Below are 20,127 nucleotides of genomic sequence, written 5' to 3'. Positions count from 1 at the left end.
ACAACTCATCTACCGCATGTCACAAGATGCATCATAAGTCACTTCAACCCCACGAGACACGCTCTAAGCCAGAGCGGTGCAGCCGAGTCAGTCACAAGGCCCTCAGTGTTCACGCGTACGGAAATCTCCGGGCGTAACGGCAAAACGCTTCTTGAAAACCCGCGTGAGGTGGCTTTGATCGGCGAACCCGCAATCTTGAGCGATCACTGCAATCGGCCGGCGGGTGCGCCGTAGGAGTTCCTTCACCCGTTCGAGCCGGTGGGTGAGAACGAACTCGTGGGGAGTCGATCCAGTAGCGACACGGAACTGACGGGAGAAATGAAAACGACTGAGAGACGCTGTGGACGCGAGTTCCTCCAGACTGACGTTGCGGTGCAAATTTGCCGCGATATAGTCGCGCACGGCACTCATCTGCCGCGGTGTCAGGCCCCCTGCCGTATGGGTAGCGAACTCCACATGAGCATGGTTGCGCAGCAGCTGCACATTTAACTGGACTGTCAACGAGTCGACGAGGAGTCGACTTCCTACATGCGCCTCCCGTGCCTCGCGGGCGAGACTCGCGACAGTCCGGAATAGTCGGTTGTCCTTCGCCTTTATGATGTCGGCGAGCTCGACCTCGGAGATCTCGCGGTCGAACATATCGCGCCCTGTCGATGCAAGTTGCTCGGCGCCGACGTAGGTGTGTACGACCTCGATGCACTCGGGCCACTCCCACTGCGTGAAAGCGCCCGAGGTCAACAACGTAATATCGCCGGGCCGAACCCTTTCCTCGCTCCACGGTCCGGAGGCTCGTCGCCGCATCAGTGTCGAGCCCCGCAAGTAGGCGATGATGACGTGATCACTGATCGGCGGGACGTCCACGACGTGGCCCGGATATGCGTACCCGCGGAGCGCGGGACCTGACCAATCGCCCCCGGGGTCTTGGAAGGTCAACGCACCGGGCACCCACTGAGGTATCTCATCGACATCGATAGCCATGTTCATGCCGTCCCATACTGAGCACAACGCCCCGCTGCCCGACCACGAGCGGTCAGAATCAGGCTTGCACGACTACCGCATTTTCACAAACGGACCCCGTGGTGTACATACCCGTGCCTGACCCAGCGGGTGCCCAGTCCTTTATGCGTTCAGGAGCGCGCTCTCCCAAAGGCGGACGGTGCGTACGGACTGTTCGAGCATCGGATAGTGCCCGGCTTCGTCGATACGGACCAGTTCGGCGTCGGGCAGCCCGGCTGCGGTAGTCCCCAGATATTCGGCAGTCACCAGTGCGTCCTCTGCACCGTAGAGCAGGTGCACTGGGCCTGGGTACGCGCTAAGCGCATCGGCAAAGCTCGCGCCTGTCCAATTCTTTAAATACGCCGACCACACGTTGTGGTCCATCGATTGGTGGCAGCGTGCGACGATGTTCGCGAGCTGGCGTTCTGACAGGTGAGGCGCGAGGGGCTGCAGTATCGGTCGCGGTGCGGGGAATCCGGCTTCGAAACCTGCATAGGCTTCCGCAGCAAGAGGAGTCCCCTCGCAGGCAACCGGTGTCAGAGCAACGATCGACTCGACGCGCTCGGGAGCGACAGTACCCACTCTGATCGCTGTTGCGCCACCCATCGAATGACCTAGGACTGCAAACCGGCTCCAGCCGAGTTCGTCGGCGCCGGCGAGTGCGGCCTGCGCCATCATATCAAGATTCGTTGCGGGGGAGGACAATCGATCCTCGCCGTAACCGGGGAAATCGAGGTATGCGTACGTAAACTGTTCCAGGTCTGTCAGGGATCGGGTGGCGTACCAGACAGCACTGTCGAGTGCCCAGCCGTGCAATACGAGGACGTGGCGTTGACCGGTTCCTTCGACTGATGCGATTCCTACCATTGGTGATGCCCTTCGTTGCCGGCGCCGAAGCGCCGTAGTCGTTCGTGGGAAATAGGCGCAGTGCGCGTGGAGTCCAGCTCACCGACCGAGCCAGACGCGGGGTTCCCAGCCTCGCCGGAATACCGATCGCAACCGTGCCGCAGCCTCCGTCAGTGCGGTCTCGCCTTGCGGCATCGCTGCAGCGAGGGAGACGAAGCCGTGGATCTGGCCGGTGTACCGCTTGAGCGTGACAGTGGTTCCGGATGCAGCGAGTTTGGCTGCGTACTCCTCGGCGTCGTCACGCGTCGGGTCGTACTCGGCGACGATGACGTGGGCCTCGGGCAGGCCGGCCAGCGAAGGCGCCACCAAGGGTGAGACCTGCCAATCATCGGCGCGATCCTCGTTGCCAACGTACAAATCGAAAAACCACTGCATCATATCTGCTGTCACGAAATAGCCCGTGCCGTACCGCGTGTAGGAGTCGGCGTCGGTTCGCTGCGTCACCACCGGATACAACAGAAGCTGATGAACGAAGCGGGGCGCACCAGCATCTCGGGCCATGAGGGCGACGACCGCAGCGATGTTTCCACCTGCACTGTCGCCGCCGACGGCGATTCGCTCGGGATCGGCATTGATCAGCGCGGCATTGTCAACCACCCACTGCGCCACTGCATAGCCTTCGTGGGCGGGGGTGGGAGCTTGCGCTTCCGGCGCCAAGGTGTACCCGACAGAGACGACAACAGCGTGGCTACGGACAGCCAGCAGAGAACAGATGCCATCAGCACTATCGAGGTCGCCGAGGACCCACCCACCTCCGTGGAAGTACACCAATACCGGGAATGGCCCGGAACCTGCCGGGGTGTAAATCCTCACCGGTATCTGCCCGTGGGCAGTGGTACAGGCGCGATCCTCGATGCGCGCCTGATCCGTTGCGGCAAGCCCGAAGGTGGCCACAGCACCGGCGAAGGCCTCACGGGCGGCCGGAACGGGTAACTCGTTCAGTGACGGCATACCGGAGGAAGCGATACCGTCGAGCCACTGCTGTGTGCGGGCGTCGAGTGTCATGGTTGATGTCCGTTCTGTGATGATGGGAGTGAAAGTCGAGAGCACTGCGGCGCGTTCATCTGGCGGGTTGGAGCACAAAATCGTCGAGCGCGCCTGCTGCGGCCTCGTCACACAACCGGCGGTACTCGGGGAATCCTCCGGCCCACGACATCACCAGTCGATGAGCCCCCTCATAGCTGGGCGCCGCCCGAGTCCACCACGACGCAGTCTGCGGGATCAGCGTCGCGTTCGCGATCTCGGAGTGGTGGGCGAAAAATTTCTCTTCGGCGCTCTCACGAGGCTCGATCGAGGCATAACCATTAATTTGCAGGTGCTCGATCCACTGCAGGATCCACTCGCTCTGTTGCTCGATCAACGAGGGCCCGTTCGTGAACGGCGCGGGGTTGTACGGCCCGCAGTACAGCATAAACATATTGGGGAACATCGCGCTCATCAGACCGAGGTAATTCCGCGGCCGGTCCGCCCATCTTTGCGTCAACGCCACGTCGTCGCGGCCGCGGATGTCGATAGCGCTCAGCGAACCTGTATACGAGTCGAAGCCGGTCGCGAACAGGATGACATCGATCTCGTGTTCTGTGCCATCGTGCAATAGCAACGAATTTTCGGTAACGGTAGCGATGGGATTGCTGCGGATGTCGACCACGCTCACATTTTCGCGATTCAGTGAAGCATAATATCCGTGATCGAGGGGTGGACGTTTAGTAAGCCACGGATCGGTCGGCGTCACGAGCGCTGCCGTTTCCGGATCTTTGATCAACGCCCGAATCTTTTCCTGCAGGAACTCCATCGTAGTGTCGTTGGCTTCCTTACTGGCGAGAACGTCGGCGAAAAGAAACAAGAAGGTGAAACCACCTTGATCCCAGCTTTTTTGGTATTCGGCGCGTCGATCTTCGGGTGAGAGATCGAGTGCCGCACCGACGAAATCGTACGGAAAGGAGCCGAAGGTGGTTCGCGAGTGGTCGAAGATCTCCGTGATATTGCTTTGTGTTTCTTTCACCTCGTCGTCGGTCAACACGTGGTTGCGACCGGGTACCAGATGGTACGGACTGCGGATGAGGTGCACGACCGACCGTGCCTGCTTGGCCACCTCGGGCACGATCTGGACCCCGGTCGCGCCATTGCCGATAACAGCAACTCGAAGGCCATCGAAATCGATTCCTTCACTTGGATACTCAGCGGAATGGTGGGCGGAACCACGAAAGCGATCCATGCCACGCAGTTCAGGAATGTTCGGTTTGGAAAGCGCGCCGACGGCAGGGATGAAGAATCGGGTGGTTGCCTTGACACCGGCTTCCGTGGTGAGGGTCCACAGCGAACTCGTCTCGTCGAATACAGCGGAGGCAAGCCGGGTATTGAATTCGATGTGCTCTCTCAACGCCAACTTCTCGGTGACCCAGTTGAAATACTGCTCGAGTTCAGGCTGCGTGGAGTAGCGTTCACTCCAACTCCATTCCTTCACGAGATCCTTGTCGAACCAGTCGGAGAAAGCGTAGATCATGCTGTCCGAATCTGTCCTCGCGCCGGGATAACGATTCCAGTACCAGGCGCCACCCACCCCGCCGCCCGCTTCGTACAGACGTACAGAAAGACCGATATCGCGGAGTCTTTTCAGGATGTAGAGGCCGGAAAATCCGGCACCTATGACGATCGCATCATAGTCGGCTTGACCGACAGGTGAATTAGCGCTCATTTGATGTAACCCTTCGATGACGCTGGTGCATGGATATTGTTTGGGCATTAAGACGGGCGCTGCCCTCGTTCGTGTTAGAACGACTCGCATTTAGACTTTATTTATGATGAAGGCCAGGTTAGCGTGACGCGGATCGCATTCCTTGAACATCTGTGCGCACATCTTTGAACGACCTTGCTCGTGGTCGCGGCGAACACAATGGAGGCCGTAAGTCTTTGTGTGATTCGATGCGGCAGCCACCCCGATGAGTCAATACCCGGACCTGCGACAACGATCAATGTCCGCTTTATCCACTGTTCACCGCAGTGAACAAGTCGTTCCCGGAGCCGGGTTTACACGTAGGTGATGTTCATCAAGGCGTGTCGCTGAAGCGCCTAGTGATGATTGGTTATCGTCGGACCTGCGTGGAACAAGGGGGTGCGGCGACCATGTGATCTTCAACCGACGTGTCGACGCTGCTGATGGTCGATTCGGCGTCTGCGCAGGACCGACACTTTCCGTCACTCCCCTCCCCGACGGCCACGGGTGGGCGGCGGAGGGTCATTTCGCGATGTCCCCGTCGCCCGCGGAGATATCGCGTCGGGCCGGTGCCTGGCGGTCGATCACGCCGAGAGGCGCCCGCCATTCTCACAGACCCGGCACATCCGCTGCACCCCTCCAGTTGGTCGCGGCGGATGCGGCCGCGCAGGTGTTGCTGACCGCCTGCCGTGACGGCGGGGCTCTGGCGTTCTACGACCCCACCCCCGGCTGGGCAACAGCGAGGACGGGTCCATCGTGGCGATCCCGGGTGCGCGGCAGACCGTCGCGTACGTCATCGTGCAGGAGCTGATGATCGCCGCCAACGAGTCGGTGCCCTGTCGCCGCTTCCGCCAAGGCCGGACCTCGCGCATCGCCTCCCCATCCGGCGCCTGTGGTACGCCAAACCAGCGCCAAGCACGGAGCTAGCATGATCCGAACAGCCAATTGAGCAAGTCATCGATGGCCATCCCGTATACCGGAATCACACTTCCCCGCAGAGGGTCCCGTCCGCCGCAGTGGATGGTCGAAGACCGTGGGTTCGGGCGGTGCGGCGAGCGTGGGTCGACGCGCACATCGGGCACCGGCAAACGTCGTCGACGGCCCACCTGTCGATCCCGGCGAAAAGCACCGCAGGCTCTCGCTCGGTCGCTGCAGTGTCGAAACGGTGCTCGCACAGCATTGCCCATCCAGACCTCGCTCGGGGGTCCGCCTCCTGCGGGTCGCACACCGCCGATCGCCTCACGCCGGCGACACCTGCCGCTCCCGATACGAAAGAAGCGGTGGAACACCATGACACACCGATCGGGCAATCCCCCCGTCTCCCCAAAACTACAGCGCACTACGGAATTCACGACCACACAAGAAGCCGATCGGTACATTGAGATTTATGCATCGGCTCCGCCGAACGATCCCAGGCCAGGCAATCTCGCCGACTTGACCCGCGCCGCCGGCCCCGCTGTCCGTCGCTGTCGCGAATCCGATCAGTACCCGTAGTGGTAACGGCACGCCGCAATGCGGATCTGGTCGGCGACGATTTTTGTGCACCAGCCGGTGCTCGTCGGGGATACGGGGGCGGTCATCAGCTGGCATCACTGTCGGCTTTGCGAACCCGGGCAATCGGCGTTCGACATCGCCTGCAGCGTCTGCGGCGACGGTCCCATCCTCGCCGGCGCGCTCGCCGAGCAAGCGAAGAACGGCAACCTGACCGAGCCGTGCGACGATGGCTTGCGGCAGCGGAATGGGCAGTCACACCGGATCTCTTATGTTCGGGCCACGCATATGCCGCGGACTGACCCTGGGCGACCACGCTGGTTACGTCGCTACACACTGACCAAAATCACGAATCATTCATGGTCGCTCGACAAGACTCAGCGGCGCGCGGTCGTGCAGTCGTTGGCGAGTGCGTGGCGCGTGGGCTGGACCGAACCGTAACGCTCAACTCAAGGACGGCAGAGTGAAAGAACTGAAAGTACCTTTCCGCCAATTACTTCCACACGCCGACAATTTATCTTAGGTAAACCAGCACGCACATTTTGCCTGACTGCACCTTTCGTTGGACATCAACGCACGCATCGATGTCGGGCTGTCCCCCGTCCACCGACGAAAGGCCCGTCGGAACGCTCGCTTATCTGAAAATCCTAGTTCGTTGGACAACACCTCGAGGGGTCGACCACTCTGTAGTGCCTCGAGAGCTAATCCAGTCCTGTGCTCGTCACGAATGCGGCGAAACGAGTTTCCCTCCGCCGCTAGAAGTCGGCGAAGGTGGGATTCGCTCACGAACAGCGCCTGCGCGACCATCGCGCAGGAGACAGCTGGCGTCGGTGAATCGCGAATAATGTCCCGAACTCGCGAAGTGACTGTGCTGGAGCCGATGCCGTCCTCGGCCTCATTGAGACATCCAGGCCCTCGGGCCATGATGAGATCGCGTGTTGGGACGGCCGCAGCCTTCGCCCCAGTCCCCACGTAGCGCCTGCGTTCGTCGCACAGCCCTGCATCGATCATCGGTCCTGGTAGCAAGGTCCGGGCCCGGAACGACGCGGAGGGGGCAAGTGGTTCCGACATCGAGCATGGAGGTGTCGATCTAGTGCATTGCGACTGTGGCATCGGATGCCTTTCCGTGGTGGCAGTACCGCAGTGTTCCGTCAGCATCGTGCTCGGCGGGACACCTCGGCAGGATCTTCCGACGAGGCATCACCGTGGTCGTGTTCCAACGCATCCTGGCTTGCTGAGACCTTGCGTTCCCTCGAGCACCTGCTGGTCCGAGCAGTAGCGACGTGGTCCGCGTTACCGGGTGAACAGTTTCGTAGAGCGAGGTTGGGCGTTTCCGATTACCGATGAGCGCTGGCACGGCCCTGTGTGCAGGAGCTGAGTGCGAAAGTCCCGCGAACGGGTCGCCGGAACTGAGTCAACTTCCAGGACGGGTTCGTCCTTCCCTCGTGCCCAGAAACGGTGTCCCACCCAGCATGCTTTCGCAACACCGGCCGGTGTCGAACTGCAACTGGCTGACGGGAAATGAGGCGGGTTGGGCACCAAGCACCCGATAACAGCGCAGCGCTCATAGTTCGGCGCCGATCCGGTAACCCTCCGCAATGGCGTGACCGATCCGCCGCGGCGTGATGCAGTCGCCGATGACGCTAACCGTTTCATCACGTTCGAGCCCAAGTGGCACCGGAACACGCGGTTGGTGCCAGACCGCCAGTACCTCATCACACGCGACGTCGCCGGTGCCGAAAACAGGACGCAAGAGTAACGGCGCGGCGGAATCGTTTGGAATCATCAGCGAGTGCGCCACCTTGAACTCCACCCCGGCGTCCCCGAGTCGACCGAGCAGCGGTCCCACGCTCTCAGCCGGCACGCGGGAGGCCAGCGCGGTCAGCGGGGTGACAAAGGTGACGTGCCAGCCCTGCTGCGCCAGGGCCTCGGCAGCGCTGTAAGCCGGCCAGAACCCGTCCCCCTCATCGAAGACCACTGCCCGTCGACTTCCCACCTCGGGCACCCGGCCGAGCAGGACGTCGTCGACAGTCGCCGCAGGCCGTCCGCGCAACCCGCTCGGAAGCTGCGCCGGCCGAGACCCGGTAGCTATGACAACGTGCTCGGCTGCCGCACGAATTTCGTCCAGGTCATCCGCCCCGATCCCCGCCGAGAGGTTGACCTCGACCTTCAGCCGTCTGAGTTCCCGTTCCAGATAATCGACGATGTCTATCAACGTGGCACGGTGGGGTGAGGCCGCAGCCACTCGAACACTGCCTCCGAGGACCGTGTTCTCCTCGAACAGGGTGACGCGATGTCCACGGCCGGCGGCTACCCGTGCTGCTTCGAGGCCCGCGGGGCCTCCCCCGATGACGAATACCTCCTTGGACCGCGGCGGCGCGGTACCGACGTTCGGGTGCCGGCCACGCCCGACTTCCGCGTTCACCGCGCAGTGCAGATGGGGGTCGAACGCTCGGCAGTCTTGATTGATACCCAGGCAGCCCCTGATCTCGTCCAACCTGCCGGTCTCCGACTTGACCGGTAGATCAGGATCGGCGATCAGTGCCCGCGCCATTCCGACCATGTCGACATGACCTGATTTGATGGCATGATCGGCGGTGGCCGCATCCCGAATGCGTTGGCCGACAAGAGTCGGCACACCTGTCGCAGCCCGGACCTTCGAGGCCGATGGGATGGCAACCGCATCCTCGTTCGACGAGTCCTTCACATACTTGCCGCGAGTGCCGTGGGTGATGCTGAAGTAGTCGATGCCCAGTTCGGTCAGATTCTCCGCCACTCGGACGCACTCGTCGATCCCCATCCCACCGACAATCTCTTCTTCGCCGCTCAGGCGCACTCCCAGGACGAATCCAACCGGCATGACCGATCGCATCGCCTCGATGACCAACCGTGTGAAGCGCATCCGGTTCTCGAATGAGCCACCGAAGTCATCGGTTCGCTGGTTGGTCAACGGCGACATGAACTGAGCGGGAAGATAGCCGTGCGCCGCATGGACTTCGACCCCGTCTGCGCCGGCCCCGACCAGATTCTGTGTCGAGACACGCCACCCTTCGATGATGTCCTCGATTTCGGCGACTGACAGTTCGTGTGGCGGGTAAGCATCCCGCACAGTTTTGATCGGAGACGGCGCGGAAGGCGGCGCATCCGACTCCCCACCGATGAACTCTCGTCCGAGGTGACACAATTGCCCCACAAAACGGGCACCGTGACGGTGGATCACCGCCACCTTCGCCGCCGTCGCAGGCACGAACTTCTCACCGTAGGCCTCGACGAGCTTTCGCGAACGCAGAGTCGTCGTTCGGTGTACGACAGTGGCACCACCGACGATCAGCCCTACGCCTCCTGCAGCAAGACGCTCGAAATGCTCCGTATCCCCGTGAGTGGGAACACCGCGCTCAGCCATACTCGTCCCGGCAGGCAGTGCCACCAGGCGGTTCTTGAGGGTGATCCCGCCGACCTCAAACGGCGAAAATAGATGCGGGAACTGACTTACCATGATTCCTTCTTCCGTTGCGCACTGCCGCGCTGACGATCCCTGGTGCTCGAAGTAGATGATGTGGAGGTCAGTCGGTCACCAACAAGACCCGCGATGACGGTCTGGACTCGAGCGTGGTCGCTACCCGCTCACGTAGTTGTTTCTCCGGCCGCGTGAGTCGCTCGGTCTCCTGCGAGATGTAGTCGGCCCAATCGCTGAACATGCAGTACTCGACGAAGGTGTCCGGCAGTTCGGCAGACTGCGTCACCACGCATCGGAGTGCCCCGAGCCGAAGCCGTGAGTGCTGTACCGTCCGGATGCCGACCAGGAAATCGGACCGGTTCGCAGGAGCGACCACGTAAGTCGTCTCGATGACCACGCGTCGCTCACCATAGTCACCGGAAGGCGCAGCCGGATTCTCGACCTCTGCAGGATCCGGCGCAATCCCCTCGCTGGGGAAGATGCCACGCCGCAATACCCCGCCGGCAGCCACGAGCATGAGCACGGCCGCGGTCGCGACGGCAGGAACCAGGCCGACGACATCGGCCAGCACACCCCACAAGATCGCCCCGACCGCCTGACTGCCCTGGAACATCAACATGATGAACGCAATGACACGCGCCTTGATCCACGTCGGCACGACTTTGTGCGCCGCGATCATCCAGGTGCTCTGGACCCCCACCCATGCCGCGCCGGCGACGACCATCAGTACCAACATCAAATCGAATCGGGTGATGGCTGCCATCCCGCCAAGTGCCAATGCATAGGCAGCCGAACCCAATGCGACATATCGATTCCACGTCATCCGGGCACGCAGCGGCATCAGCGCGATCGTGCCGACGACCGCTCCCACCCCGATGGCGCCCGACATCACACCGAACTCGAAGGTACTGGTGTGCAGGCGGTCGTGGGCGACCAGTGGCAGGAGCGCCCAAAGGCAGCTCGCGGGTATCCCAAAGATGGTCAACCGGACGAGCAACCGTCGCGTCCATCGGGAGTACCGGATAAAGCGCAAACCGCTCGACACCGCCCGCCCGAGAGGGCGACGTATCGAAGCGCTGCCCGCGCTAGCCGGTACCTGCCGGGCCGCGATCAGCGCGCACCCAGCAAACATCGCACCGACGGATGAAAACGCCCAGGTGGAGCCCAAGCCGGCAAGAATCGCGCCGCCGATCAACGGTCCAACAGCGCGCGCACCGTTGAACACGGCGCCATCGATGGCCGGGACGACGGCCATCATGTCTTTGCTGACAATGTGGGGCAACAACGCTTGCCAGACGATGGCGACGACCGCAAGTCCCACTCCGGCGACGAAGACGCTGCCCATCAGTACAGCGACACCTACATGACCCAGAAAGTCCAGAAAGGCCAGGCCGACCGATGCGGCAAGTAGCACCACCGACGTGACAACCAGGAGCCGACGATGACTGGTGTACTCGACGATTGCGCCGATCGGCACGGCAAACAGGAAGAACGGCACACTGATTGCGAACTGGACCGCCGATACGGTGGTGGCGGATTCGCCCGCCTCGGTCAGGATCCATTGGGCCGCAAGAACTAGTATCCATATGCCTACGCTGGCGCCGAGTTCCACGAGCAAGAGCAGGCGTAGGCGCCGGGTCCGCAAGGGAGCAAAGAACCCCATCTGCGACACGCCCGCCATACCCGCCTCCTCGCTCGATTCAAATCCGCTTCGCTGTTTGATATCTGGGGCACGTCATCTCGTCGTATCGAGACGAGATGCGTGCACCGCAATCGGACCGGCATCGATGCGTGCGGAATCGGGTGAAAAGACGAATATCTCGCCGCAACAACGGTCTCGACGACCACTACACAATGGACTTCTTCACGGCGCCGACGATGGGCATTTGGGCGAACGCGAGCTCAGGAGTGCGGGCGATGAGGAGCCGGCGCACATTGCCGTTGTCGTCGATTTGGGCAGTCGCGTTGAACGATGCCTCGAACTCACCGCCGCGGGTGGTGCGCCCGAGTACCAGTTCGACATCGCCGACCAGCGCGCCTTTGTCGATGTGGTGAACCAGAGTGCTCTTCTCCCGCTGGGCGAGGTACAAGATCAACCCGGCACGGTCACCCACGAATTCTGCTGCCTGGCCACGGCCCTTCGAGAACTGGACCGACATCTCGAAGTCGTCGGAAATCATGGTGAGCACCCGGTCCGGATCGTCGGAATCCATGTACTCGAACCACTGGGCGAGAATCGGGGTCGAAAGCGCGGTATCGGTCACGGGTCATGCTCCTTCGGAGGTCAGGGCGGTTGGCAGCAGCGAGAATTCGGCGTCGAAGGACACCTGATAGCGGTCGATCAGACCATCAGGGCCGATGCGCATCACGCCGACGAAGAACCCGGTTGTGACGCCGTCATCGGTGACCGCACCGTGCGCGAACTGCAGATCATCGGCAATCGCAACCCGCTCGATGTGGTGCTTGCGATCCACCGGGGGACGCCCCTGGAGGTAACCGAGCATGACCTCGCGCCCCTTGTCGCGCGTGATGCCGGTAGGTAGCACCATGGCGAACTCGACGTCCGGTGCCAGCATCGCGACGGCGTCTTCGAGGTGCCCGCTGTCGACGGCGGCATAGTATTTCTCGATGTTACAACTCATGAAATGAACTTAGTTCGGGAAACCCCTTCTTGTCGAGAGTTCGCCGGGTTAGTGTGGCTCTAACCCAAACTGAAGTCACGTCAATTGGAGCGTCATGCCCATCACCACCGCCGTCGAAGCACCCTGGCCTCGCTCGGAACCGTCCACACTGACCCCAGGGGTCGAGCAGACACAGCTTCGCGAAGCAATTCGCGGCCTGCTCACCAAATGGAGCGGCATCGAGCAGGTCCGCGCCGCGGCCGAGACCGCAGTCGGTTACTCACCCGACCTCTGGCGACGACTGGTCGAGGACATGTCGATCACCGCGCTCGCCGTACCCGAGGACCGCGGCGGCCTGGGGTACGGCATGGTCGAGTTCGGGATCATCCTCGAAGAATGCGGTCGCAACCTGGTCTGCGAGCCCGTCTACACCTCGGCAGTCGTGGGAATGTCCGCCCTCCTCGCGGCAACCGCCGATGACATCTCCGATCTGCTCGGAAACGTACTCGAGGGCACGATGATTGCCACTGCGACCTCACTGACACCGGCGACCGATGACGTCCAGGCGAGCGAGGCCGGCGACGCGTGGACTCTCACCGGTATGGCGACCCACGTGCTCGGTGGCGCCGGCGCCGATGTGGTCATCCTCTCCGCGAACACCGCCTCCGGGCGTCGCTTGTTCGTCACCACTGCGGGCGATCACCTGGTGCCGTCCGAACGCGAGGTCATCGACCCGACCAGACGACAAGCGGATTTGACGTTGCGGCAGGCCCCCGCGCTCGCACTGACCACCGCGGCCGACTACGACCAGGTCTGCACACAGCTGCTGGATCTCGCGACGCTCGCACTGGCCTGCGAGAACACCGGCATCGTCGACGCGCTGCTCGAGATGACCGTGCAGTACGTCCAGACCCGGCACCAGTTCGGCCGGCCGATCGGATCGTTCCAGGCGATCAAGCATCGCCTCGCCGATGTCCTGGTCGAGCTCGAGCGAGCGCGCTCGGCCTGCCGTTACGCCGCAGCCGTCTACGACGAGGACCCAGCCACCGCCCGCCTGGCCATTGCTGTGGCCGGCTCGGTCTGCACTGATGCCGCCCTCTATGCGGCCGCCGAAACCGTCCAACTCCATGGTGGTGTCGGCTTCACGTGGGAGCATCCCGCTCACTCCTATTTCCGTCGCGCCATGGGAAACGAAGCTCTACAGGGTGATTCACGGGTGCACCGCGCCCGGATTGCCTCCCTGATCGGAATCTGAACTCAGTTCAGGTTGGGTATTGACGGAGGTCACCATGGTGGTCGATACTGAAGTGAATCCAGTTCAAGTTTCCTGTAGATCGACAGAAAGGCTCCACGATGATCGACACCGACCACATCCTGTTGGAGAAAGACGGCGACGTCGCCCGCGTCTGGCTGAACCGGCCGCACAAGAAGAACGCCGTTACCCCCGAACTGCTGCACCGTCTCGACGAGATCATCGTCGAGGTCGACAACGACCCGAACCTCAAGGTCCTGGTTCTGCGCGGTGTCAACAACACCTTCTGCTCGGGCTTCGACCTCGACGTCCTGCTCTCGGATTACGTCGGGAGCACCAACGCGATGGACGTCGCCGTGCTCTCGGCCAAGGTCTGTGACCGTTTGTACTCGATGAACACCCCGTCGGTCGCGGTCCTCGAGGGTTACGTTACCGCCGGTGGCTTCGAACTGATGATCTCGTGCGACTTTGCAGTCGCCGCGGACGATGCCAAGATCGGCGACTTCCACATCCGTCGCGCACTGTTCGGTGGAGCCGGCCCCATCTATCGCCTGCCCCGCATGATCGGCATCCGCAAGACCAAGGAGCTGATGCTGACCGGCAAGTTGCTCTCGGGCAAAGAGGCCGACGCCTTCGATCTGATCAACGCCTCGGCTCCCGCCGAAGAGCTCGATCAGCTGGTCGAGGACTTCATCGCACCGCTGGTGGACAAGAGCCCGTTCATGATGAAGCTCACCAAGATGACCATCGACCGCGGCCTCGACGCCGACATCCAGTCGCTCATGGTCATGGAGCACCTTGCAGTGGGCAACGCCCTGCAGTCCGAAGACGGCCGCGAGGGCGTCACCGCTTTCCTCGAAAAGCGCGAGCCGAAGTGGGTCGGTCGCTGATCTACCGGCACGAGATCTTCAACTGAAGGGACAGACAATGGAAGAGTCGTCGGCCGTGGTCCTCCGCGGCAGCAGGTGCTCGAAATGTGACACCGTTGCATTCCCGGAGTCCACGATGTGCAGCAAGTGCGCCACCCCGACCGCGGATCCGCTGACTCTCAGTACGGAGGGTGTTGTGTGGGCGTACACGATCCAACGCTTTCCGCCCAAGTCGCCGCCGTATGTCCCCCCCACAGAGGGTTTCACTCCCTATGCAGTGGGCTACGTCGAACTCCCTGAAGGCATCAAGGTCGAGGCAATTCTCGACTGCGATGATTTCGATGAACTGGACCGGGCACCGGTGAGTTTGGTTGCCATCTCACCGGTGCCCCGATTCACGGTCGGACGCTTCACCACGCAAGGGGTCTCCCAATGACACAGCCTGTTTCCATCGTAGGCGCCGGACTCTCGAAGTTCGGAAGGCAGCCCGGCGTCACCGGGCGCGAGATGGCGGTCACGGCAATCACCAATGCGCTCGCCGATGCCGGACTGTCGTGGCCCGATGTGCAGGTCGCATTCGGCGGCAGCGACGGATCCGGCCTGGCCGACACGCTCGTCGCCGAATTGGGTTTCACCGGGATACCGTTTACCAATGTCAAGAACGGTTGCGCCACCGGCGGTAGCGCACTGTTCTCCGCGGTCAATGCCGTCCGGGCAGGCGCCGCCGACATCGCACTCGCGGTCGGATTCGACAAACACCCCCGCGGCGCCTTCGATCCCCGTCCGGAAGAGTGGGGCCTGCCCGAAGGTTACGGTGATGCCGGCCTGATGGTCACCACCCAGTTCTTCGGCGCCAAGATCACTCGCTATATGCGCCAGTACGCCATTTCTGCCGATACCCTGGCCCGGGTCGCCGAAAAGGCATACCGCAACGGCTCTCTCAATCCCAACGCATGGCGGCAGGAACCGATGTCCGCCGAAACCATCGCCACCGCCGACATGGTCAACGATCCGCTGACGCGTTACATGTTCTGCTCGCCGGGTGAAGGTGCCGCCGCGGTCGTGGTTGCCAGCGCCGAGGCACTCGGGCGCATCGATCGCACACCCGTCCATCTGCGAGCAATCACCCATCGCACCAGGCGCTTCGGTTCATTCGAGGTCTTCAGCCCCGCAATCCAGGGCAGTGGAGAACCGACCAGCGTCAGCGCCGACGCAGCCCGGGCCGCGTTCGAACAGTCCGGTCTTGCACCGTCGGACGTCGATGTGGCCCAGCTACAGGACACCGAGAGCGGTGCCGAGATCATGCACATGGCCGAGTGCGGCTTCTGCGAGCCGGGCGAGCAAGAAGAGATGATCTCCCGTGGTGACACCGAGATCAGTGGCCGGATCCCGATCAACACCGACGGCGGATGCATCGCCAACGGTGAACCGATCGGTGCGTCGGGCCTACGGCAGGTTCACGAGATCGTCACCCAACTACGCGGCGAGGCCGGCGACCGTCAGGTGCGAGGCACCCCCCGAGTCGGTTTCACGCACGTGTACGGTGCGCCCGGCATCAGTGCCTGCACCGTTCTGACAGTGTGATTCGCAGAATCCGACATGACCGTGCCAGCTACGACTAGGGCACAGAGAGTAATTCAGTGACAGCACAAACCCTTCCCGCACTGACCACCTTCACCGATGAGGCAGTCGCATGGCTTCAAAGTGTGGCCCCGCCCCGCACCGCATCGGTCTGGGGCAGCGGTTCCGACTCGGTGGCGGTCTTCGAGAACTGGACCGCTGAGCAGGAGCGGGAGCACACCGACGAGATCTCGCGCTACGAGAAGCTCAAGTTCGACGCCGGATGGGGTGCACTGAATTGGCCGACCGAATATGGCGGTCACGACTTACCGTTGTCGTACGTGCTCGCCTTCCGGCGGGCCGAAGAAGCCTTCGATATTCCTCGTCGAACCGAGATGTTCTCGGTGACACAACAATTGGTGGCACCGACTATCGCGCAGTGGGGCACCGAAGAGCAGAAGGCCCGTTACGTGCGCGCTCTACTGCGCACCGATCTCATCGCCTGCCAGCTGTTCTCCGAAACCGAGGCCGGCTCCGATCTCGCGGCCGTCCGCACCAAGGCAGTTCAGAATCCGGACCGCACATGGCAAATCGACGGCCACAAGGTCTGGACATCGGGCGCTTCGGTGTCCGACTTCGGCGTCGCGGTCTGCCGGACCGATCCGGCCGCCGCCAAGCACGCCGGACTTACCGTATTCCTGGTCCCGATGGACGCCCGCGGCGTCACCATCCGACCCATCCGGCAGATGACCGGCGGCAGCTCGTTCAACGAGGTCTACCTCGACACCGTCACCCTCGATGACACCTACCGCCTCGGCCCGGTCGGCAAGGGCTGGCAAGTCGCGCTCACCGTACTTGCGGCCGAACGTCTCGACGGCGGCAATTTGGGCCTGGCCAACGCCGATCAGGCGGTGGCACTGGCCCAGAACCTCGGTCGTGAACTGAGCGAGATCGAGCGCGACAAGGTCGCCGACCTCGTCACCCGCAGCTACCTGCAGCGTGTCAGCAACATGCGGGTTGCAGGCGCCCTGGTGGCCGGAAACAATCCAGGCCCCGAGGCCTCGCTCGGTAAGCTGCTGGCCACCGACACTATGGCCCGGACATCCGAGGTCGCTCGGATGCTGCTCGGCCGCGACCTCACCGCCGATTCCGGGAGGTGGGGAACCTTCGCCTGGAGTGAGCATGTTCTGGGCGCCCCCGGGTACAAGATCGCCGGCGGCACCGACGAGATCCAGCACAATATCATCGCCGAACGAGTGCTCGGGCTACCGAGGGAGCCGCGACCATGACCGGCCCGAATCTCACAATCAGCTCAGATCTTAAATTCAGGGTCGCACAGCGCCTACAGTCCGACTGCGGGCTCACCATGACCGATTTCCAGGTGCTTCCCGGAGGACACTCCGGTCTCACCTATCGGGTCAGCACCTCCGGGCCCGACGTGGTGATCAAGGCCGTTCCCGAAGGCCAGCGCTCGATCGGCCGGCATGACATGCTGCGGCAGGCCACAATCTTGCAGGCACTCGAGCACACCGACGTTCCCGTACCCCGCATCCTCACCGTCGACGAGCAGGAACCCGCTTGGTTCGCGATGGAGTTCGTCACCGGCGAATCACTGGAACCGGTACTCGACGAACCTGCCGTCGAGCCGACGCTTGCCGCCGCGCGTATGCGTCGTGCCGCCGAGGTGCTCCCGCTCTTGCATGCGGTCGACCTCGCTTCGATACCGGGGATCTCCGAACCTCTCTCCCCCGAAGGTGAATTGACGCGATGGGCGAAGACGCTGGGCGCGGTGCCTCCCGAGCTCGTGGTCGGCGGTGACACACTGCTCACCCAGCTCGAAGCTGATATACCTGAGCCCGTCACCCCCACCCTCGTGCACGGTGACTATCGTCTCGGCAACATTCTGTCCCAGGGACTCAAACCGGTCGCCCTGATCGACTGGGAGATCTGGAGTGCCGGTGATCCACGCGTCGAACTCGGCTGGTTCCTCGTCTTCGCCGACGGCAGCAACTTTCCCGGTGTGGGACGAAAGGTACCTGGGCTGCCCACCGAAGATGAACTCGTCGCGCTCTACACCGGTGGATCATCGAATCTGCCCGACCAGAACTGGTTCAATGCACTGGGTCGGCTGAAGATGGCCGCCATCATGGGCCACAACCTGCGTCGCCATCGCGAGGGCCGCCATCACGACCCAGATCAAGAAAAACTCCCGGCCACGATCAATCGTTTGATCGAGACCGGTACCGCCCTGCTGCGTCCGTAGACGAGCACCTTCAAACCGCAGGAGTCATCGTGGATTTCGCCTATTCCCCTCGCACCGAGGAACTGAAGGACAAGCTCGAAACTTTCATGACCGAGCATGTATACCCCGCCGAGACGGTGTACGACGCACAGATCGCGGCCAACGAGAACCCGCACGAGCAACCACAGATCATGCGCGAGCTGCAGAACACCGCTCGTGAGCAGGGGCTCTGGAATCTGTTCATGTGCCACGACAACCTGGGTGCCGGGCTCACCAACCTCGAATACGCACCACTGGCCGAGGTCGTCGGCCGGTCGATCATCGGCAACGAGACCATCAACTGCTCGGCCCCCGACACCGGCAACATGGAAATCCTGGCCATGTTCGGCACCGAGGAGCAGAAGCAGCAGTGGCTCAAACCATTGCTGGACTGCAGCATTCGTTCTGCATTTGCCATGACCGAGCCCTCCGTCGCCAGCTCGGACGCCACCAACATCACCTCGACCATCACCCGTGACGGCGACGAGTACGTACTCAACGGCCGCAAGTGGTACACCTCCGGCGTCCTGGACCCGGATTGCAAACTCATCATTTTCATGGGCAAGTCCGATCCGGAAGGCCCGACCTACCGTCAGCAGAGCATGATCCTGGTTCCGGCTGACGCACCCGGCATCGAGGTCCTACGCGATCTGCCGATGTTCGGGTTCAAAGACCGCCTCGGACATGGCGAGGTCCAGTTCACCGACGTACGGGTGCCGGCGAGCAACATGCTCGGTGCCGAGGGTGACGGCTTCGCCATCGCCCAGGGTCGCCTCGGCCCCGGCCGAATGCACTACGCGATGCGCGCAATCGGGATGGCCGAGCGCGCACTCGACATGATGTGCAAACGGTCGTTGGAGCGCATCGCCTTCGGCGGACCGCTGTCCGACCAAGGTGTCGTCCGCGAATGGATTGCTCGCAGCCGCATCGAGATCGACCAAATTCGTCTCCTCGTCCTCGAGTCGGCCTGGCTGATGGACACCAAGGGCAATGCGGCCGCCCGATCAGAAGTGGCCGCGATCAAAGTCTCCGCGATGGAAGTCGCACACAACGTGGTCAACCGCGCCGTCCAGACGTACGGCGCAGCAGGGGTCAGCGACGACACGATCCTCGCCCGCCTGCACGCCATCACGCGTGCTCTACAGATCGCCGACGGCCCGAACGAAGTGCACCTGCGGACCATCGCACGCCTGGAAGTGAAGAAGCACAGATGAACACAACAGATCTGACGGGCAAGGTCGCTCTTGTCACCGGCGCGAGCCGGGGCCTCGGCCTGGCCATCTCCCGCGGCCTCCTCGAAGCCGGCGCCACCGTGATCGTGTCAAGCCGCAAGATCGAGGCCTGCGAGGGCGCCGTTGCGGCATTGAATGAATCCGGCCCCGGCACCGCCCACCCGTTTGCACTGCACGTCGGCAAATGGGACAGCATCGAACCTGCCGTCGATTCGATCATCGAGCAGTTCGGGAGCCTCGACATCGTCGTCAACAACGCGGGTATCGCACCGTTGGCGAAGAATTTGGCCTCGGTCTCCGAAGGACTGTGGGACAAAACCATCGAGGTCAACCTCAAGGGGCCGTTCCGCTTGATGGCCGTTGCCGGTGACCGCATGGTCGCCGCCGGCGGGGGATCAATCATCAACATCTCGAGTATCGGTGCCGAGCGCCCCAGCCCTCCCGAGGCGATGTATGCCGCGGCCAAGAACGGACTCAACGCCCTCACCCGCGCATTCGCACAGGAGTACGGCCCGACCGTCCGTGTCAACTGTGTGATGCCCGGTGGTTTCGCCACCGACATGGCAGAGAACTGGGACGACGAGTTCATCGGCAAGATCATCGACCGACTGCCGGCAGGCCGCCTCGGGCTACCAGCCGAAATCGCCGGAGTGGTTACCTACCTGGCCTCTGACGCAGCCGGTTACACCACCGGTGCCATCATCCCCGTTGATGGTGGACGAACCGCGGTCTACTGATGCCGACTGGAG

Annotated in this window: 18 protein-coding genes; 9 read left to right on the top strand and 9 right to left on the bottom strand. The window is 62.5% G+C overall.

What is annotated here, in order from left to right; translation table 11 throughout:
* Positions 1–102: 102 nt before the first annotated feature.
* The 4 genes from R4P95_RS25985 to R4P95_RS25970 form a co-directional block, all read right to left on the bottom strand.
* On the bottom strand, positions 103–861 hold the full coding sequence (locus R4P95_RS25985; protein WP_317753836.1) for an AraC family transcriptional regulator: 759 nt from the start codon (positions 859–861) through the stop codon (positions 103–105).
* A gap of 258 nt (positions 862–1,119) precedes the next feature.
* On the bottom strand, positions 1,120–1,863 hold the full coding sequence (locus R4P95_RS25980; protein ID WP_317745680.1) for an alpha/beta fold hydrolase: 744 nt from the start codon (positions 1,861–1,863) through the stop codon (positions 1,120–1,122).
* A 78-nt stretch (positions 1,864–1,941) separates the two neighbouring features.
* The gene (locus R4P95_RS25975) at positions 1,942–2,907 is read right to left on the bottom strand and encodes an alpha/beta hydrolase (RefSeq protein ID WP_317745682.1); all 966 of its coding nucleotides are present in this window, start codon (positions 2,905–2,907) and stop codon (positions 1,942–1,944) included.
* A 55-nt stretch (positions 2,908–2,962) separates the two neighbouring features.
* The gene (locus R4P95_RS25970) at positions 2,963–4,597 is read right to left on the bottom strand and encodes an NAD(P)/FAD-dependent oxidoreductase (RefSeq protein ID WP_317745683.1); all 1,635 of its coding nucleotides are present in this window, start codon (positions 4,595–4,597) and stop codon (positions 2,963–2,965) included.
* Between the two features lie 1,530 nt (positions 4,598–6,127).
* Between R4P95_RS25970 and R4P95_RS25960 the strand changes: the two genes are divergently transcribed.
* On the top strand, positions 6,128–6,547 hold the full coding sequence (locus tag R4P95_RS25960; RefSeq protein WP_317745684.1) for a hypothetical protein: 420 nt from the start codon (positions 6,128–6,130) through the stop codon (positions 6,545–6,547).
* A 78-nt stretch (positions 6,548–6,625) separates the two neighbouring features.
* Here the strand turns inward: R4P95_RS25960 and R4P95_RS25955 are convergent, their stop codons facing one another.
* The 5 genes from R4P95_RS25955 to R4P95_RS25935 all read right to left on the bottom strand — a co-directional run bounded on the left by R4P95_RS25955 (position 6,626) and on the right by R4P95_RS25935 (position 12,205).
* Complete coding sequence (locus R4P95_RS25955) at positions 6,626–6,913, bottom strand: helix-turn-helix domain-containing protein (RefSeq protein ID WP_249354545.1); 288 nt, start codon at positions 6,911–6,913, stop codon at positions 6,626–6,628.
* A 757-nt stretch (positions 6,914–7,670) separates the two neighbouring features.
* The gene (locus R4P95_RS25950) at positions 7,671–9,602 is read right to left on the bottom strand and encodes an FAD-dependent oxidoreductase (protein WP_317745686.1); all 1,932 of its coding nucleotides are present in this window, start codon (positions 9,600–9,602) and stop codon (positions 7,671–7,673) included.
* A gap of 67 nt (positions 9,603–9,669) precedes the next feature.
* Positions 9,670–11,244 (bottom strand): MFS transporter, encoded by a 1,575-nt coding sequence (locus R4P95_RS25945; RefSeq protein WP_213575293.1) that lies wholly within the window; start codon positions 11,242–11,244, stop codon positions 9,670–9,672.
* Between the two features lie 166 nt (positions 11,245–11,410).
* On the bottom strand, positions 11,411–11,776 hold the full coding sequence (locus R4P95_RS25940; protein ID WP_249354547.1) for a hypothetical protein: 366 nt from the start codon (positions 11,774–11,776) through the stop codon (positions 11,411–11,413).
* A 54-nt stretch (positions 11,777–11,830) separates the two neighbouring features.
* Entirely contained in the window at positions 11,831–12,205 is a 375-nt protein-coding gene (locus R4P95_RS25935) for a nuclear transport factor 2 family protein (protein WP_317745688.1), read from the bottom strand.
* Positions 12,206–12,299: 94 nt separating this feature from the next.
* Between R4P95_RS25935 and R4P95_RS25930 the strand changes: the two genes are divergently transcribed.
* From R4P95_RS25930 to R4P95_RS25895, 8 genes are all read left to right on the top strand, one after another.
* Complete coding sequence (locus tag R4P95_RS25930; protein ID WP_317745689.1) at positions 12,300–13,439, top strand: acyl-CoA dehydrogenase family protein; 1,140 nt, start codon at positions 12,300–12,302, stop codon at positions 13,437–13,439.
* A 98-nt stretch (positions 13,440–13,537) separates the two neighbouring features.
* Complete coding sequence (locus tag R4P95_RS25925; protein ID WP_213575299.1) at positions 13,538–14,326, top strand: enoyl-CoA hydratase/isomerase family protein; 789 nt, start codon at positions 13,538–13,540, stop codon at positions 14,324–14,326.
* A gap of 37 nt (positions 14,327–14,363) precedes the next feature.
* A complete protein-coding gene (locus R4P95_RS25920) occupies positions 14,364–14,741 on the top strand; it encodes a Zn-ribbon domain-containing OB-fold protein (protein ID WP_317745690.1) in 378 nt (125 codons plus the stop codon).
* Positions 14,738–15,889, top strand: a complete 1,152-nt coding sequence (locus R4P95_RS25915; protein ID WP_317745691.1) for a thiolase family protein — start codon at positions 14,738–14,740, stop codon at positions 15,887–15,889. The genes R4P95_RS25920 and R4P95_RS25915 overlap by 4 nt, the downstream gene beginning before the upstream one ends.
* A gap of 56 nt (positions 15,890–15,945) precedes the next feature.
* Positions 15,946–17,154 carry an acyl-CoA dehydrogenase family protein gene (locus tag R4P95_RS25910; protein ID WP_213575305.1) on the top strand — a complete coding sequence of 403 codons (1,209 nt, stop codon included), beginning with the start codon at positions 15,946–15,948 and terminating at the stop codon, positions 17,152–17,154.
* Positions 17,151–18,128, top strand: coding sequence for a phosphotransferase family protein (locus R4P95_RS25905; protein WP_317745692.1), 978 nt, complete (start codon positions 17,151–17,153; stop codon positions 18,126–18,128). The genes R4P95_RS25910 and R4P95_RS25905 overlap by 4 nt, the downstream gene beginning before the upstream one ends.
* Positions 18,129–18,157: 29 nt before the next feature.
* Positions 18,158–19,360 carry an acyl-CoA dehydrogenase family protein gene (locus R4P95_RS25900; RefSeq protein ID WP_317745693.1) on the top strand — a complete coding sequence of 401 codons (1,203 nt, stop codon included), beginning with the start codon at positions 18,158–18,160 and terminating at the stop codon, positions 19,358–19,360.
* Entirely contained in the window at positions 19,357–20,115 is a 759-nt protein-coding gene (locus R4P95_RS25895; RefSeq protein WP_317745695.1) for a glucose 1-dehydrogenase, read from the top strand. The genes R4P95_RS25900 and R4P95_RS25895 overlap by 4 nt, the downstream gene beginning before the upstream one ends.
* Positions 20,116–20,127: the final 12 nt, after the last annotated feature.

Source organism: Rhodococcus sp. IEGM 27, from assembly GCF_033142305.1.
GTDB lineage: Bacteria > Actinomycetota > Actinomycetes > Mycobacteriales > Mycobacteriaceae > Rhodococcus_F > Rhodococcus_F oxybenzonivorans.
Note: the sequence above shows the minus strand (reverse complement) of the source record. Positions and strands in the feature narration are given on the sequence as shown.